This is a genomic window from Paucimonas lemoignei (assembly GCF_004342585.1).
GTDB lineage: Bacteria > Pseudomonadota > Gammaproteobacteria > Burkholderiales > Burkholderiaceae_D > Paucimonas > Paucimonas lemoignei.
This window is the reverse complement of record NZ_SLZQ01000001.1, coordinates 440,249-457,415: the sequence shown is the minus strand read 5'-3', so window position 1 is coordinate 457,415 and position 17,167 is coordinate 440,249. Positions and strand designations below refer to the sequence as shown.

Annotated in this window: 16 protein-coding genes; 13 read left to right on the top strand and 3 right to left on the bottom strand. The window is 58.3% G+C overall.

Annotated features, from left to right (window positions below; all coding sequences use genetic code 11):
- The first annotated feature begins 12 nt into the window (after positions 1 to 12).
- From cyoA to EDC30_RS19970, 10 genes are all read left to right on the top strand, one after another.
- Positions 13 to 1,014, top strand: a complete 1,002-nt coding sequence (gene cyoA, locus EDC30_RS01990) for a ubiquinol oxidase subunit II (RefSeq protein WP_132256763.1) — start codon at positions 13 to 15, stop codon at positions 1,012 to 1,014.
- 3 nt (positions 1,015 to 1,017) lie between these two features.
- On the top strand, positions 1,018 to 3,024 hold the full coding sequence (cyoB, locus tag EDC30_RS01985; protein WP_132256761.1) for a cytochrome o ubiquinol oxidase subunit I: 2,007 nt from the start codon (positions 1,018 to 1,020) through the stop codon (positions 3,022 to 3,024).
- Positions 3,017 to 3,664 carry a cytochrome o ubiquinol oxidase subunit III gene (gene cyoC / locus EDC30_RS01980; protein WP_132256759.1) on the top strand — a complete coding sequence of 216 codons (648 nt, stop codon included), beginning with the start codon at positions 3,017 to 3,019 and terminating at the stop codon, positions 3,662 to 3,664. The genes cyoB and cyoC overlap by 8 nt, the downstream gene beginning before the upstream one ends.
- A complete protein-coding gene (gene cyoD, locus EDC30_RS01975; protein ID WP_132256758.1) occupies positions 3,661 to 4,062 on the top strand; it encodes a cytochrome o ubiquinol oxidase subunit IV in 402 nt (133 codons plus the stop codon). Before cyoC ends, cyoD begins: the two co-directional genes overlap by 4 nt.
- On the top strand, positions 4,062 to 4,958 hold the full coding sequence (locus EDC30_RS01970; protein WP_132256756.1) for an SURF1 family protein: 897 nt from the start codon (positions 4,062 to 4,064) through the stop codon (positions 4,956 to 4,958). The genes cyoD and EDC30_RS01970 overlap by 1 nt, the downstream gene beginning before the upstream one ends.
- Positions 4,921 to 6,294 (top strand): ATP-binding protein, encoded by a 1,374-nt coding sequence (locus EDC30_RS01965; protein ID WP_243656614.1) that lies wholly within the window; start codon positions 4,921 to 4,923, stop codon positions 6,292 to 6,294. Before EDC30_RS01970 ends, EDC30_RS01965 begins: the two co-directional genes overlap by 38 nt.
- The gene (locus EDC30_RS01960; protein ID WP_132256752.1) at positions 6,284 to 6,820 is read left to right on the top strand and encodes a response regulator transcription factor; all 537 of its coding nucleotides are present in this window, start codon (positions 6,284 to 6,286) and stop codon (positions 6,818 to 6,820) included. Before EDC30_RS01965 ends, EDC30_RS01960 begins: the two co-directional genes overlap by 11 nt.
- 151 nt (positions 6,821 to 6,971) lie before the next feature.
- On the top strand, positions 6,972 to 8,972 hold the full coding sequence (locus EDC30_RS01955) for a lamin tail domain-containing protein (protein ID WP_132256750.1): 2,001 nt from the start codon (positions 6,972 to 6,974) through the stop codon (positions 8,970 to 8,972).
- Complete coding sequence (locus EDC30_RS01950) at positions 8,969 to 9,559, top strand: hypothetical protein (protein WP_132256748.1); 591 nt, start codon at positions 8,969 to 8,971, stop codon at positions 9,557 to 9,559. Before EDC30_RS01955 ends, EDC30_RS01950 begins: the two co-directional genes overlap by 4 nt.
- A gap of 176 nt (positions 9,560 to 9,735) precedes the next feature.
- Positions 9,736 to 10,065, top strand: coding sequence for a YtxH domain-containing protein (locus tag EDC30_RS19970; protein WP_424446891.1), 330 nt, complete (start codon positions 9,736 to 9,738; stop codon positions 10,063 to 10,065).
- 84 nt (positions 10,066 to 10,149) lie between these two features.
- Here the strand turns inward: EDC30_RS19970 and EDC30_RS01940 are convergent, their stop codons facing one another.
- From EDC30_RS01940 to EDC30_RS01930, 3 genes are read right to left on the bottom strand one after another with little or no spacing between them, the layout of a single operon-like run.
- Positions 10,150 to 10,842 (bottom strand): MgtC/SapB family protein, encoded by a 693-nt coding sequence (locus EDC30_RS01940; RefSeq protein WP_132256746.1) that lies wholly within the window; start codon positions 10,840 to 10,842, stop codon positions 10,150 to 10,152.
- Positions 10,843 to 10,866: 24 nt separating this feature from the next.
- Positions 10,867 to 11,472 carry a type 1 glutamine amidotransferase domain-containing protein gene (locus EDC30_RS01935; protein WP_132256745.1) on the bottom strand — a complete coding sequence of 202 codons (606 nt, stop codon included), beginning with the start codon at positions 11,470 to 11,472 and terminating at the stop codon, positions 10,867 to 10,869.
- A gap of 56 nt (positions 11,473 to 11,528) precedes the next feature.
- Entirely contained in the window at positions 11,529 to 11,741 is a 213-nt protein-coding gene (locus EDC30_RS01930) for a hypothetical protein (RefSeq protein WP_132256743.1), read from the bottom strand.
- Between the two features lie 247 nt (positions 11,742 to 11,988).
- On the opposite strand from EDC30_RS01930, the gene EDC30_RS01925 reads away from it, so the two are divergent.
- The 3 genes from EDC30_RS01925 (at position 11,989) to hemN (ending at position 17,162) form a co-directional block, all read left to right on the top strand.
- The gene (locus EDC30_RS01925; RefSeq protein WP_165973697.1) at positions 11,989 to 14,184 is read left to right on the top strand and encodes a bifunctional diguanylate cyclase/phosphodiesterase; all 2,196 of its coding nucleotides are present in this window, start codon (positions 11,989 to 11,991) and stop codon (positions 14,182 to 14,184) included.
- Positions 14,185 to 14,458: 274 nt separating this feature from the next.
- The gene (locus EDC30_RS01920; protein WP_132256739.1) at positions 14,459 to 15,613 is read left to right on the top strand and encodes an NAD(P)H-dependent flavin oxidoreductase; all 1,155 of its coding nucleotides are present in this window, start codon (positions 14,459 to 14,461) and stop codon (positions 15,611 to 15,613) included.
- Positions 15,614 to 15,728: 115 nt separating this feature from the next.
- Positions 15,729 to 17,162, top strand: a complete 1,434-nt coding sequence (hemN, locus tag EDC30_RS01915; RefSeq protein ID WP_132256737.1) for an oxygen-independent coproporphyrinogen III oxidase — start codon at positions 15,729 to 15,731, stop codon at positions 17,160 to 17,162.
- Positions 17,163 to 17,167 lie beyond the last annotated feature (5 nt).

The following is a 17,167-nucleotide window of genomic DNA, read 5'->3' as shown; positions in this document are numbered from 1 at the left end:
TTACTGTACCGCATGAAACTCTCCACACTTCGTCGCGGCATACTCCTATTGCTGGTTGGTCTTCTGGCCGGTTGCGATATGGTAGTGCTGAATCCATCCGGCGACATCGCCGCACAGCAGGGCAAGCTTGTCATTGTTGCCACAGCTTTGATGTTGTTAATTATTGTCCCTGTTATTGCGCTGACTGTCATCTTTGCATGGCGCTACAGGAAAAACAATACCTCCGCAAAATATGATCCTGACTGGGATCATTCGACGAAGCTGGAATTCGTGATCTGGGGCGGTCCGCTCCTGATCATCATCGTTCTCGGCCTCATTACCTGGATCAGCACGCACAAGTTGGACCCGTACCGTCCGCTCGACCGCATCGATGCCAGCCGGGCTATTCCCGCCGACGTCAAGCCGCTGGAAGTCCAGGTGGTGTCGCTCGACTGGAAATGGCTGTTCATTTATCCAGAGCAAGGTGTGGCGACGGTGAACGAACTGGTGACCCCTATCGACGTGCCCGTACGTTTCAAGCTGACTTCGTCGACCGTGATGAATGCCTTCTATATCCCGGAACTGGCCGGCATGATCTACACCATGCCTGGCATGGAAACGCAGTTGAATGCAGTCATGAACAAGCATGGCGTGTACGACGGTTTTTCATCCAACTACAGCGGTTCCGGTTTTTCGCAGATGCGCTTCAAGTATCACGGCGTAAGCCATGCCGACTTCGATGCCTGGGTTGAAAAGACCAGGGCCGGCGGCGGCACGCTGGATCGCGCGGTCTATACCGAGCTGGAAAAACCGACAACAGCCGAGCCGGTGCGCCGTTACGGCGCGGTCTCGCCCGGCCTGTATGACGCCATTCTCAATCGCTGCGTAGCGCCCGACGCCGTCTGCCTCGACAAGTTGATGGCCGACGATGCCAATCGCGTGCGTGCAGCCCTAGCGAAAAAGGCAGGGCAGCTCGGCGAAGAGCCGCAGCAAGAGAAAGAGAACGCCTCGACCTCCCATTCCCATCACGAGTAAGCCATGCAAGACCCTACTGTTATGACGACATCGCCCATACTCGGGCGCTTGAGCTGGGGATCGATTCCCGTGCACGAGCCCATCCTGATCGCCACCTTTGCCATGGTGGTACTGGGTGGCCTTGTGGTCCTCGCCGGATTGACGAAATTCCGCCTGTGGGCGCCGTTGTGGAAGAACTGGATCACCAGTATCGACCACAAGAAGATCGGCATCATGTACATGATCCTGGGCCTGGTGATGCTGCTGCGCGGCTTTGCCGACGCGCTGATGATGCGCACCCAGCAGGCGCTGGCCATCGGCGACGCCGCCGGCTACCTGCCGCCGCATCACTACGACCAGATCTTTACCGCGCACGGCGTGATCATGATCTTCTTCGTCGCCATGCCGCTGGTGACCGGCCTGATGAACTACATCATGCCGCTGCAGATCGGCGCGCGCGACGTTGCCTTCCCGTTCCTGAACAACTTCAGCTTCTGGATGACCACCATGGGCGCCGTGCTGGTGATGGTGTCGCTGTTCATCGGCGAATTCGCCACCACCGGCTGGCTGGCTTTCCCGCCGCTGTCAGGCATCGAGGCCAGTCCGGGAGTAGGGGTGGACTATTACATCTGGGCCTTGCAGGTGGCCGGCGTAGGGACGACGCTGTCAGGGATTAACCTGATCGTCACCATCGTCAAGATGCGTGCTCCCGGCATGAGCTGGATGAAGATGCCGGTGTTTACTTGGACCACGCTGTGCACCAACGTGCTGATCGTGGCATCGTTCCCGGTGCTGACCGCTGTGCTCGGCCTGCTGTCGCTCGACCGTCTGTTCGATACCAACTTCTTCACGAACGATCTTGGCGGCAACGTCATGATGTACGTGAACCTGATCTGGATCTGGGGCCACCCCGAGGTGTACATCCTGGTCCTGCCGGTGTTCGGTATCTTCTCCGAAGTGGTAGCCACTTTCTGCGGCAAGCGCCTGTTCGGCTACGCTTCGATGGTGTACGCGACCACGGCGATCATGATCCTGTCGTACCTGGTGTGGCTGCATCACTTCTTCACCATGGGTTCCGGCGCGAGCGTCAACTCGTTCTTCGGCATTACGACAATGATCATCTCGATCCCGACCGGGGCGAAGATCTTCAACTGGCTGTTCACCATGTACCACGGCCGTATCCGCTACGAGTTGCCGATGATGTGGACCGTTGCCTTCATGATCACCTTCGTGATCGGTGGCATGACGGGCGTGCTGCTGGCAGTGCCGCCGGCCGACTTCGTGCTGCACAACAGCCTGTTCCTGATCGCGCACTTCCATAACGTGATCATCGGAGGCGTGCTGTTCGGCCTGTTTGCCGGCATTAACTACTGGTTCCCGAAAGCCTTCGGCTTCAAGCTCGACGTCTTCTGGGGCAAGATCTCGTTCTGGTGCTGGGTCATCGGTTTCTACCTGACCTTCATGCCGCTGTACGTGCTCGGCCTGATGGGCGTGACCCGTCGCCTGAACCACATCGCCGATCCGTCGATGTCGGGCTGGCTCTACGTCTCCGCGTTCGGCGCTTGCGTGATAGCGGCTGGTATCGGCGCCATGCTGGTGCAGTTTTATGTCAGCATCCGTGACCGCGAAAAGCTTCGTGACCTCACCGGCGATCCGTGGAACGGCCGCACCCTGGAATGGGCTACCTCGTCGCCGCCGCCTGACTACAACTTCGCCTTCACGCCGCGCGTGTTCGAGCGCGATGCATGGGCTGACATGAAGAAGAACGGCTATCGCCGTCCGCTAGGTGGTTTCGAACCGATCCACATGCCGAAGAATACGGCTGCGGGCTTCATCATCGCCGCTCTCTCCGCCGTGTTCGGCTTCGCCATGATCTGGCATATCTGGTGGCTGGCCGTTGCAAGCTTCGGCGTCATGGTCGCTGCGATCATCGTCCACACCTTCAATTACAAACGCGACTATTACATTCCGGCCGAGACCGTGGTCGACACCGAGAATGCACGCACCCGCTTGATGGAAAGCCATGTCTGAGATAACTGCAACGATCAACGAAACTTCGGCCGGCGCCGCAGGCGCTGATACCGGGTCGCGCTACCACGTGCGCGACCACCATCCGGAAAACGGCACCCACCTGGGTTTCTGGATGTACCTGATGAGCGACTGCCTGATCTTCGCCTGCCTGTTTGCGACCTATGCCGTAGTTGGCCGCAACTACGCCGGCGGGCCGTCGGGCGCCGAGCTGTTCGACCTGCCGCTGGTGGCAATCAACACGGCGTTCCTGCTGCTGTCGTCGATTACCTATGGCTTCGCCATGCTGGAATCGCAGCGCAAGCGTGTGCGCAGCACGCTGCTGTGGTTGGGCATCACGGGCCTGTTCGGTCTGGCCTTCCTGGGCCTGGAATTGTATGAGTTTCATCACCTGATTCACCAGGGCGCGGGACCGCAGCGCAGCGCCTTCCTCAGCGCCTTCTTCGCGCTGGTCGGCACGCACGGCCTGCACGTCGGCTTCGGCATCATCTGGCTGGTGACGCTGATGTTCCAGCTGAATAAGCATGGACTGATTCCGGAAAACCGCCGCCGCCTGAATTGCCTGTCGATGTTCTGGCACTTCCTGGATGTGATCTGGATCGGCGTCTTTACCTTCGTATATCTTATGGGAGTCTTGCCATGAGCGAACTTCACCACAATCATTCGCACGGCCATGGCCACCATGAGCATAACGATCATGGCGCACACGGCAGTATAAAAGAGTATGTGATAGGCTTTGTGCTGTCGGTGATCCTGACCGCTATCCCGTTCTGGCTGGTAATGGGTAACGTCTTCGAGAATCCGAAAACTACCGGATTTGTCATCATGGCATTTGCCGCGGTGCAGATCGTAGTCCACATGATCTATTTCCTGCACATGAACACCAGGTCGGAAGGTGGCTGGAACATGCTGGCATTGATCTTCACGATCATTATCGTGGTCATCGCCCTGGCCGGTTCCCTATGGGTCATGTATCACATGAACCACAACATGATGCCGGGAATGGGGGCCGATTCAGGCCACCAGATGCAAGATATGTAATGAACGGACGAACAGGGCAGGGCAACGGACAAGATTTCCGGGAAGCCGGCCCGCGTTCCCGCTCGCTCGCCGCGCTGGTGGTTTTGGCCATCAGCGCGGCGTTGCTGTTTGCAGGCTTCGTCGCGCTCGGCACCTGGCAAGTGCACCGGTTGCAATGGAAGCGCGCGCTGATCGAGCGCGTCGAGCAGCGCGTCCATGCCGCGCCGGTTGCCGCGCCCGGGCCGGACCGCTGGCCGCACATCACGGCCGAATCCGACGAGTACCGCCATGTCCGGGTCGAAGGCAACTTCCTCCCTCAATTGTCCACCCTGGTTCAAGCGACGACTGTCCGCGGCAGCGGTTACTGGCTGATGACGCCGCTGCGCGACGGGAGCGGCAGACTGGTTTTGATCAACCGCGGATTCGTGTCGCAGCAGGCTGCAGGTCATATCCGCGAACGGCAGCAAAGTACGGGCGCCAATAGCACCGAACCAGGCAAAGCGCCGGCTGAGAGCGCTCCGATCGTGGTGACCGGCTTGTTGCGCATCAGTGAGCCGGGCGGGGGCTTCCTGCGCGAAAACGACCCCGCGCAGGATAAATGGTATTCCCGGGACGTCCAGGCGATTGCCGCCGCCCGCGGCCTGACCGGCGTCGCGCCGTATTTCATCGATGCCGACGCCGCTTCGCCGGAGCAGGTACAATCCGCTGCAAGCTCCTCGGATGAGCCAGTCGGCGGCCTGACTGTCATTTCATTTCATAACAATCACTTGATCTATGCGCTGACCTGGTATGGCCTGGCGCTGATGGTCGCCGCCGCCGGCGCGTGGATTATCCGGGAACACTTCAGAAACAGGCACAGCCTTCATTCTCCCGGAGGGAATGAAGACCGGAACACTGCAGATGGCCGAGACGATTGATTCCTTGACAAGCCGGATTGACCTGAACAAGCCATGGGTAGCGGCGGCAAGCGTCGGCAATGTCGCCGGCCGCAAGAACATGCTGCACCTGATCCAGTTGCGCTGGATCGCCGTGGTCGGCCAGATCACCACCATTACGGTGGCCATCCTGGTATTCGGCATCGGCCTGCCACTGCCGCAAATGCTGTCGGTGGTGGCCTGCCTGATCGCGTTCAATGTCGGTAGCGTATTGAGGCTGGGCGAACGTCGCGTCGTCACCAATAATGAGCTGTTTTTTGCCTTGATGGTCGATGTGGCAAGCCTGACGGCGCAGCTATATTTCAGCGGCGGCACCAGCAATCCCTTTGCCTTCCTGTATCTGCTGCAGGTCATTATCAGCGCCGTCCTGCTGGAAGCGTGGTCCACCTGGACCATCGTCGTCATTACCGGCTTGTGCCTGACCGGCCTGGCGCTGTTTGCCAAGCCGCTCGCCGGCTTGCTGCATGATGGACAAAGCTTCGCGCGTTTGTATGTGCAAGGCATGATCATCTGTTTCATGCTCAATGCCTCGCTGCTGGTCATTTTTATTACCCGCATCACGCGCAACCTGCGTGCCCGCGATGAGCAATTGTCAACGCTGCGACAGCGCGCGGTCGAGGAAGAACATATCGTGCGCATGGGCTTGCTGGCTTCCGGCGCCGCGCATGAACTCGGCACGCCGCTGGCGACCATGTCGGTGATCCTGGGTGACTGGCGCCGCATGCCGCAATTCAGCGATGACAGCGACCTGCAGCAGGAAATCGCGGAGATGCAGGCGCAGCTGCAGCGCTGCAAGTCGATCGTCAGCGGCATCCTGCTTGCCGCAGGGGAGACGCGCGGCGAAGCCTCCACCAGGACGACGCTGATCAGTTTTCTCGACAATATCGCGGAAGAATGGCGGAAAGCCAGACAGACCGCCACCTTCTTCTACGATAACCGCATCAAGGACGACGCTCAGATCGTGCTCGACACGACCTTGAAGCAAATGATTTTCAATGTGCTCGACAATGCGATCGAAGCCTCGCCGAACTGGGTCAAGTTCGAAGCCATGCGGGAAGGGCAGTCCATCAAGCTCGTCGTCACCGATGCCGGGCCGGGTTTTGCGCCGCCCATGCTGGCCCAGTTCGGCAAGCCTTATCAGTCAAGCAAGGGACGTCCCGGCGGCGGACTAGGGTTATTTTTGGTGGTGAACGTGGCGCGCACGCTCGGCGGCACGGTGAAGGCGCGTAACCGGCGCGAAGGCGGAGCCATCGTGGAACTGGTGTTGCCGCTGTCGGCAATCACGCTCGAAGAGGAGGGCAAGGACGATGTCATCTGAGCGCCTGCTGCTGATCATTGAGGATGACGCCGCCTTCGCGCGCACGCTCGCTCGCTCGTTCGAACGGCGCGGCTACCACGTAGTCGTCGCGGCGAATCATGACGAAGCCAAGGACTTGCTGCAGGTGCATTCGCCGGGTTATGCCGTGGTTGACCTGAAGCTGAATGACAATACTTCCGGCCTGGCGTGCGTGCAGATGCTGCATCAGTTCGACCCGGAGATGCTGATTGTCGTGTTGACAGGATTTGCCAGCATCAGCACGGCGGTCGAAGCGATCAAGCTGGGCGCCTGCCAGTATCTGGCCAAGCCGTCGAATACCGATGATATCGAAGCGGCATTCGGGCACGTCGCCGGCACCACCGAGATCGAGCTGACCAATCGTGCCACCTCGATCAAGACGCTCGAATGGGAGCGCATTCACCAGGTGCTGGTGGAAACCAACTTCAATATTTCCGAGACCGCGCGCCGGCTTGGCATGCATCGCCGCACGCTGGCACGAAAGCTGGAAAAACAGCGCGTCAAATAGGCTACATATTGATTTGACCAGCTAAACGCCCGGCGTCTTGACGGAGTGTCACGATTCCAGGCCAGACCGCATCACTATATTTTCCGCTGAAGAACTTTTCCCTGCAGCATTTGTCTGTTCGTGCTCAACGTCATCTTTCGCATGAGCACAAATGCCGCTATTTCAACATCTCCGGAAGCCTGCCAGGACCGGAAGAGCCGTCGCGACTCTTTCCATTTCCGTAATCATTGCCGGCTGCGGCGGTGGCGGCGGCCAGGATGGCGGAACCGCGGCTGGTTCATCCGCGCTATATCAGCCCCAGCCTGTCGGCAGCGATTCCAGTATCAATTCATCCGACAGCTTGCAGCCGCCGAATACGTTGACCGCGAACGATCCAGCTGCGAGCGCAGTGCCGTCGAGTGGCGCCGCGAAGCTGCTGATCTCGGAAGTAGCCACGAATTACTATTCGAACGACGTCGCCTGGTTTGAAATCTACAATCCCGGAGGCACGGCGGTCAGCCTGGCGAATTACACCTTGCGCAGCAGTTACCTGGATACCGGCAGAAATACGGTATCGCTGACGCCGATGACGTTCGGCCTGCCCGCGCTGATCGTTGCTGCGGGAGGGCACGTCGTCGTCGCCGGGCGGGTCTATGACAACCTGCAAAACAATCAGCAAATCGTCTATGTCAGTAATGGCAATGCAACGCCGTACTGGAATGCCAACGGATCGCTGGAACTGGTCTATGGGGGCCGGACTGCCGACTTCGTCCGCTTCGGGACATCGGGCGCTGCGCCGCTGACAGCGGCGGAATGGACCGGCGTGAACGTGACGGGCTTGCCGTCAGGCCCAGGCGAATATGGCCGTTCGATCGTGCGCCTGGCGTCGTCCGGAATGGTCGACACGAACAGCGCGCGCGATTGGTCCCTGGTGAATTTCGCGACTCCGGCAGGGAAAAACGACGTGGCGCCAGGCGCGGTCGACTCGGACGGCGACGGCATTCCCGACAGCGCCAAGCTCTACGGCGGTACCTATGCCGGCCTCGACCTGTATGCGATGGGCGCGCGACCCGGGCGGCGCGATCTCTTCATTGAAATCGATTACATGAACAGCGCGGATCCCGGCATCACGCCGCGCCGCGAAGCGCTCCAAAAGCTGCTGGATGCCTTTGCCGAACACAACATCGCGGTCCATATCGACACCGGCAATCTGTACAGCGGCAGCTACGATCCGGCGCAGTTCAATCTCGGTGGCGGCAATGCGGTCAATTACGCGCCGTGCATCCAGCTTTCCGCCGCGAGCGCCGAAACGTCGCGCAACTGCACGTCGTTTTACATCTACAAGAGCCAGAACTTCGATGTGCGCCGCAAATTCATCTTCCATTACGCGATATTCGGCAGCTCGCTCAATCCGAACGGCAGCGCAGGCTCGTCCGGCGTGGCAGAACTGTATGGCAGCGACCTGATCGTCAGCCTTGGCAATTACGGCTTGACCACCTTCCCGGGCGCCGGCCTGAATCTGCTGGTCAATCTGCAGGCCAGCACCCTGATGCATGAACTGGGGCATAACCTCGGCTTGCATCATGGTGGCGATGAGGACACGAACTACAAGCCCAATCACTATAGCGTGATGAATTATATGTACCAGTTTGCCGGGCTTTCCGACACACCCAACAGCGCCTTCGCGGCGGAGCGCTACTACCTGGCCAATAACATGAAGGGCAAGAGTTACTGCAACCTGGTCGAGAATTCGCCCTGCAGCAGCGATTTCAGGATCAGCTATTCCAACGGCAGCAGCGGCGACCTGGATGAACGCAACCTGGTCGAGTCCGCCAATATCGGCCGGGGAAGCGTGCCTGGCGCCTATGCCGACTGGGACAATGACGGCGCGCTTTCCGGCTACGGCATGGCACGCAACATCAATCCGCAAATGGGCAGCAGCCTGGAGGTCCTGCACGACTTCAACGAATGGGGCAATCTGACCTTCGCCTTTTCGCGCCACTTTGCCGGCGCGAATACCGGCGATACGCTGAACATGCGCGCAAGGAAGATGCGCGCCAATCCGATGAACCATCATGCCAGGCTCAAGCTCGCGGAGAACCCGCTGCCTGAATCGCTGCAAAGTGAAATCCAGAGACATCGACGCGGCAATCATTCCAGGAAATCGCCATGACAACGCTCGCCGCTCGCACGATCGCACCGGCCCTGGTCGTATTGCTTGCCGCAGCCGGACTGGTGCTGACGCCAGCGTCCAGCGCGCTTACCATCGAGGGCTTGCATCCTCTGGTGCCGCTTACGCTGCATAAGGCCGCGGCGAGTGTGAAGGATCAGCGACTGGAGGTGAAGTACCCGGACGGACGCCTCGGCATTCATCCGTGGCCGGATTACCTGCCGCGCCATCTACGCGATCAACTGATCCAGGCCGAGCGCCAGCTCTGGCCATCCGGTCCATCGGAGCGCGTGGCCTTCACAAGGCATGGCGAAACCGACCCATGGTTGATCCTCGGATCGCAAAGCCGAACGACTACGCCAATACTGGGAGAGTGGCAACTCGTATTCGACGAGGGCAAGTGGTTTATTAGTGACGGCACGAAACGCATGCCGCTAGCCGAGAAAGGCCGCGCCAAACAGCCGGCGTGCATTGTCCATGCCGGCAAGCGCTGGCAGATCCATCTTTTGCCTGAGTCTTCCGATTCCACATCTCGCTCATCCTTGAGCGAATTCGAGCCACGCGCCAGTTGGCTCGCCTTGCGTCAATAGACTGGCGAAACCTTTTTTCCAAAAATTGTTCGATATGGTATTGCTGGTTTGCTTCCTGGCCGGCAGGGCGCAGCAACATCCTGCCTACCAGAAAGCAGATATCCGGCAATAAGCTAATGCGGAGCGTGTTGATCAGCTCTCTTGCATCGTCAACCGATATGGAAAAGGAGCGCAGTATGGAACGTGAATCACATGGCCTGTCGCGATTTACTGTAGCAATCGGCGCCGCAGCATTGGGAGCTGCCGCGATGTATCTGCTCGACCCCCAGCATGGCCGTCGCCGGCGCGCAGTAGCCCGGGACAAAGTCAACAGTGCCCGCATCAAGACGCGCAAGGCAGCGGAAAGAACGGCACGCGACCTGAACAACCGCGCGAAAGGCATCGTCGCCAAGACCCGGAAAATGATGCCGCAGGCGGAAAATATGAAAGGCCAAGGGCTTTCCGGATCGCAGACCTATTCCGCCACGCAGTCGGCCGACACGATTCCGACCAGCCCGGAAATCTGACGCGGACGGCTGCGGATGATAGGCGGCGTCTGACCGGCTGCCGCCTTCGCCATCTTGCGGCGAGCCGGGAGTGGCGCGATGCGCCTAATCGCCAGTAGGTGATAGCTGGAAGCTTTTCACCTTTTTGATTCGCAAGAGATGCGAAGCCAGGACGGAAATGTCTTGCGCGCTTCGCGAACGCAGCATCATCCGGTATTCGAAAGTCGTGCCATCTTCGCTCATCCGGTAACTCATGTTGGCGATATTGAATCCGTGTTCCTGCATGATATTGCGGACTTCCTCTTCGTCCAACACGTCGTTCCGGTCGAAACGCAATGAATGGAAGGCATACGACAGGGATGGCATGTGCGATTCGATCTTCCGGAAAATCGACAGCACGCCAAGGGTAAGCACGGTCGCCAACACCGCAGGCAGATAGAAGCCGATTCCCATCAGGATGCCGATTGCCGCCGTCATCCAGATCGATGCAGCGGTCGTCAGGCCGCGCACGCTCAGGCCTTCCTTGAAGATAACGCCGGCGCCCAGAAAGCCGATGCCGGTCATGATGCCCTGCGCCATGCGGGTGGGATCGGTGCGCACCGCCTCGAACGGCACGTTATGCAGCCACGTAGTCTGGAACAGGGTGACCAGCATCAGCAGGCTCGACGCCAGACAGACCAGCGTATGCGTACGAAAGCCCGCTGGACGGCCATGGTAGCTTCTTTCCAGTCCGATGATCGCGCCTGCGAGCAACGCGCCAAGCAGGTGCGTGACGATAAGGATTTCGTCGGGCTGCATGGCGCCGGCCTATGCCTGTGTGTCTTAGCCCGGCAGGCCGATGCCTTGCTGGTCGCCGCGCCGGCCGGCGATCTGGCCGGCACTATGCTGGTGAAGCATGTCGATCATTTTCTGGTTGAACGCCGGGATGTCGTCCGGCTTGCGGCTGCTGACTAGGTTGCCATCGACGACCGCTTCCTGGTCGACCCAATTGCCGCCGGCGTTGCGAATATCGTCCTGCAGGGTCGGCCAGCTTGTCATCGTGCGGCCATCGACAAGTCCCGCCGATACCAGTATCCAGCCGCCGTGGCAGATCACGAAGATCGGCTTGCCGGCTTCGTCGATGCGCTGGACGAATTGCTTAGCCTCGGGTATGACCCGTATCTGGTCGCCGTTGAGAACGCCGCCGGGCAGCAGCACGGCGTCGAAGTCATCCGGATTGGCCTGGTCGAAAGTCATGTCGACGTCGAACTGGTCGCCCTTGTCATGGTGCTGGAAGCCCTGCACCTTGCCGGCCTGCTGTGAAATGATATCCACCTTCACTCCCTGGCCCTCGAGCGCTTCCTTGGGGCCAGTCAATTCGACTTGCTCGAATCCTTCCGTAACCAGCGCGGCTACGCGCATGCTGCTTAAGTCTTTTCCACTTTGCATTTCATTCTCCTGCAAAAAATTGGCTAACTTTGAACCATCCTGAACGATTCGGGCACTCAGGATGAGACGGGATCGTCCGGGTCAGGGTCGATAGGGATGGATTGCGCTTCTTCCTGGCTAACGCGGCGTAGCTGCACCTTGCCTTCGCGCTGACTTTCACCGTTTTTCTTTTCGGATGCATTCGCCGGCCCGTTGCGGACTGGCTCTCGATTTTCCGGGGAGCGGACGGTAGAACGAGTGTTGACGTCACCTTCGTGTTCTGGAGACATATGCAATCCTTTTCGCTGGAGGCAATTCATTCATGTTCATTGGTGTGGGCAATGAACATGGCGCTGTTCAATGGCGGCAATTTGCATGAGCCGACAAGAAAATAGACAAGTCGTCAAAGAAAAAAATCTCGTGCCGGAACAGTTTTATGTCTTCAATAATCAGATGCAATCATTAAATATTGAGCATTGAAACCAATTCAGTTGAACCTGCTCATATCAACAACACTGAAGGCTGATGGAAAGATTAATGGCACGCAAAATCAACGGACTTGCAGAGCAACATAAGGACTATCTTCATAGCAAGCTTGTCGATGCTGCGATAGGCTTTGCGATTTTCGTGCTTGATAAGGATGGGAGAATTGCCAGTTGGAATAGCGGAGCGCGTGCTCTCTTTGGATATGAAGAGCACGAAGTCATCGGGCAGCATGGCGCCATCATTTTTACCGAGGAAGACAAGGCGGAACAGGCGCCTGAACAGGAACTCCGAACCGCCGCGCATAAGGGCCAGGCGGAAGATGAACGCTGGCATGTAAGGAAGGACGGCTCCCGCTTTTTCGGGGCCGGCATGGTCTTTCCCTTAAAGGGCGCGAACGGCGACGTCGACGGCTTTACCAAGATACTGCGGGATCGGACGCAGCGTGAGCTCATGCGCCAGTCGACGGCGCAAGTGGAACTGGAACAGGCGCGGCGCCGTGCCGAGGAAAAAAACCGGCGGCAAACGGAAATCGCCTTGCTCCATGCGCTCGACGATTTTCAGATGCTGATGGATTCGGTGACTGAATACGCCATCATGATGCTCGACCCGCGCGGTCACGTGACGGAATGGAATCGCGGCGCGGAACATATCCTTGGCTACGATAAAGGCGAAGCCCTGGGCAGATTCTTCGGCTTTTTCTTTACGCAGGAAGAACTGGAATGCGGCGAGCCGGCTATGGAACTGCAGCGGGCCCGTAGTGAAAACCTTTCCGCCGACGACAGGTGGCATGTCCGCAAGAACGGCGAACGCTTTTTCTCTTCCAGCCTCGTGCAGCCGATGCTGGACCAGGCCGGGAATCTGCGCGGTTTTGCCAAACTCATGCGCGACAATACGGCGCGCAAAATGGCCGAAGACAGGGCCGGCTACCTGGCTAACCACGATGTGCTGACCGGCTTGCCGAACCGCGCCTTTTTCAGTTCGCGTCTTCACTACGACCTGGCGAATGCCACCCGTGAAGACAAGATGCTAGCGGTCCTGCTGCTTGACCTGAACAGGTTCAAGTACATCAACGATACGATGGGACATAACACCGGCGACCTGCTGCTGCAGGAGGTCGCGTCCAGGCTCAGCGGCTGCGTGCGCGAGACGGATATGGTGGCGCGCCTGGGCGGCGACGAATTCGTCATCATCCAGACTGGCTTGCGCAGCGCCGACGATGCCGGCACGCTTGCCAGGAAAATATCCGAAGAACTGGCCCGACCGTATCGGCTCGGCGACATGGAGGTATACAGCGGCTCGAGCATCGGCATCAGCATCTTTCCGAATGATGCGCGCAATCAGACCCAGTTGCTGAAGAATGCAGATATCGCCATGTACCGGGCCAAGGCGTCACGCCGGGATGGCTTTAAATATTTCACCAAAGAGCTGGGAGAGCATGTCGAGCGACGCCAGCATCTGGAAGACCGGCTTCGCGCCTCGCTCGATGCGCAGAGCCTGGAAATCCATTATCAGCCGCAGGTCAACCTGGACAACTGGCAGATCACGTCAGTCGAGGCGCTACTGCGCTGGCGCGATCCAGACATGAAGGCGATTCCCGTGTCGGACCTGATTACGGTCGCCGAAGAAAACGGCAGTATCGTCGAATTGGGCAGGTGGGTGCTGCATGCCGTCTGCGAGCAGTTGCAGCGATGGCAGAAATCGTCCTTGCCGCCTTTTCATGTCGCCGTCAATCTTTCGCCCTTGCAGTTCCGTGATCCAGGTTTCCTGGAAATGGTGCGCGAAATCTTCGCGCAGTATGACGTGCAGCCGGGATGCATCGAAATGGAAATCACCGAGCGCCTGCTGATGGATGAGACGGAATCCAGCACGTCCATATTAAATGCGCTCAAGGACATGGGAGTGCTGATTTCCATCGACGACTTCGGCGCTGGGTATTCCGCGATCAGCTATCTGCGGCACTTCCCGGTCGATATACTCAAAATCGACCAGTCCCTGATACAGCATCTGCCGTCACGTCGCGAAGACATGGCAATCACCACCGGGATCATCAACCTGGCGCACAACCTCGGCATCAAGGTCATCGCCGAAGGGGTCGAATCAAACGAGCAACTGGATTTTCTAAAAAATCAGGACTGCAATGCCGCACAAGGCTATCTGTTTCATCGGCCGGTTTCGGCAGCCAACCTGGACAAGCTGATGCGGCACGGCTATTGGTCGCAGCCGCATCCTTCATCGGTGCCGCATTGAAGCCTTCATGACCAAGAGAAAATTGTGAGCTCGGAAATAATTGATTTAGATCAAAAACTTATGTCTATGTCTTTGTTATTGTTGTGAAAATTTTCAACAGACACAGTCAAGAGCCGAATGCCCGATGACCGTATTGTAGTAGATGGCAAGCATCCCAGTCATTTCTCGGCAATCACGCAATCCATCTCCCGTTCGGCAATGCCCTCCAACACCTCCTTTCTTCGCGCTTGTAGCAAGTGCGTCGAAGTCCGCACATGCATCGAGTCCGCAATCTATGAATAAGCTCACAATCAGGGAAAAAGCCTTACTGCCCATCGTGCAAGGCGGCATGGGCGTCGGCATTTCGGCGCATCGTCTTGCGGGAACTGTCGCGTCCCTCGGCGCGATGGGCACGATCTCCAGCGTGGACTTGCGCCGCCATCATGCCGACCTCATGGCGGCCACCGGCAAGTCGCGTGACAAGGAAGCCATCAACCAGGCTAATCTCGTCGCGCTCGATCGTGAAATCCAGGCTGCCAAAAAATTATCCGAAGGGCGCGGCATGATTGCGGTGAACGTCATGCGCGCGGTGGCGGAATACGCCGCTTATGTGAAGCAAGCCTGCCAGAGCGGTATCGATGCCGTCGTGGTAGGCGCAGGCCTGCCGCTCGACTTGCCGGAACTGACCGCCGATTACCCCAAGGTGTCGCTGATTCCGATCCTGTCGGATGTACGTGGTATCGGGCTCATCCTGAAGAAATGGATGCGCAAGAACCGCCTGCCGGATGCCATCGTAATCGAAAACCCTCGGTATGCCGCTGGCCATCTCGGTGCGCCGAACAAGGATAGCGTCGATGATCCCGGCTATGCCTTTCCCACGGTGCTGGAAGGTGCGCGCGAACTGTTCAAGGACATGGGTCTGGAGCGCGAGCGCATTCCGCTGATCGTCGCCGGCGGCATCCATAGTCCCGAACAGGTGAAGAACCTGTTTAAGCTTGGTGCCGACGCCATCCAGCTGGGAACGGCCTTTGCCGTGACGGAAGAGGGCGATGCGCATCCGAAGTTCAAGGAAGTGCTGGCCAACGCCAAACCGGAAGATATCGTCACCTTCATGAGCGTGGCAGGCTTGCCGGCGCGCGCGGTCAAGACGCAATGGCTGGCCAATTATCTGGACAAGGAAGAAAAGCTGCAGAGCAAAGCAGCCGCGAAGCCATGCCTCGTGGGATTCGATTGCCTGCACCAGTGCGGATTGCGCGACGGCATCGGCAAACATGGACAATTCTGCATCGACCAGCAACTGGCATTCGCCCTCAAAGGCGACGTCAACCGCGGCCTGTTCTTCCGCGGTTCGGAGCGTCTCCCCTTTGGCAATGAAATTCGACCGGTCAAACAGTTGATCGACTTTTTACTTGGCGACGGCTATGTCGAAGGCCTTGCCAATGCGGCATGACGGGCTCCGAGTATTTTGACTTAGATCAAGGTTGTTGCGCATCGTAAAAACGTACACTCCACTTGACCACTAAGCGTTTCCACGGTCTGGAAGCGCCATCTGGCAGGAGTGATAGATGTCCGCCCGCGAACACATACAACCGTTTTTTTCCAAAGTCGATTTCGATGCCGAGCTGATCCGCAAGCTTCCGCAGCAAGGTCCGCGCTATACCTCCTATCCGACCGCCGATCGCTTCGGCGGTGAATTCCGCATGGGCGACTACCTGGAAGCCGTCACCCGCGTCAGGTCCATGCGTTCGCGTAATCCGCTGTCACTCTACATCCATATCCCGTTCTGCCAGAGCCTTTGCTACTACTGCGCCTGCAACAAGATCATTACCAAGATCCGCAGCAAGGCGGAAACTTATCTGGGTTACCTGAAGCGCGAAATCACCATGCAGGCACGCTTGTTCGACGGCATGCACCAGCTCGAACAATTGCACTTCGGCGGCGGCACGCCAACCTATCTGACCGATGATCAGATGGGCGATCTGATGGCGCATCTGCACAAGTCGTTCCGTTTTGTCAGCGATAGCGAAGGCGAATTCTCGATCGAGATCGACCCGCGCACCGTGACGCCCGAGCGCATCAAGTCCTTGCGCGCCCAAGGCTTCAACCGGCTCAGCCTGGGTGTGCAGGATTTCAACGAGGATGTGCAAAAAGCCGTCAACCGCATTCAACCCAAGGAGCAGACGCTGAGTGCCATGGCCGCCGCGCGGGAAGCGGGTTTCCGTTCCATCAGCATAGACCTGATCTATGGCTTGCCCAAGCAGACGCCGGAGACGATGGCGGAAACGCTCGACAGCGTGGTCCAGGCCGATCCAGACCGCATCTCGGTCTACAGCTACGCGCATTTGCCGCACCTGTTCAAGGCCCAGCGTCGCATCGCCGATGAAGACATGCCGAGCAGCGAAACGAAGCTGCAGCTGCTGTCGCTCTGTATCGAGCGCCTGACAGCAGCGGGTTATATCTACATCGGCATGGATCACTTCGCCAAGCCGAACGATGAACTGGCGATCGCGCAGGCGCAGGGGCGGCTTCATCGCAACTTTCAGGGTTATTCCACGCACTCCGACGCTGAAATGGTGTCATGCGGCGTGTCGGCGATCAGCGCCGTCGGCGGCACCTATAGCCAAAATGTCAAGACGCTGGACGACTACTATGATCGCCTGGATAACAATGAACTGCCGATAGAACGCGGCATCAGGCTCAATCTCGATGACGTGCTGCGGCGTTTTATCATCCAGATGTTGATGTGTAATTTCGAATTGTCGCTGCGTTCGATCGAGCTGGGCTTTTCGATCACCTTCCGCGAGTACTTCGCGAAGGAAATCGAAAAGCTGAGGGAATATGAAAAGGATGGCCTGTTGACCCTGGATGACGAGTGGCTTACCGTCACGCCCAAGGGGCGCCTGCTGATCCGTAATATCAGCATGGTATTCGACCGTTATATCGGCAAGCCGAATCCTGCCGCCGGTATCCAGCCCGTGCGTTTTTCCAGAACCATTTAAAGATA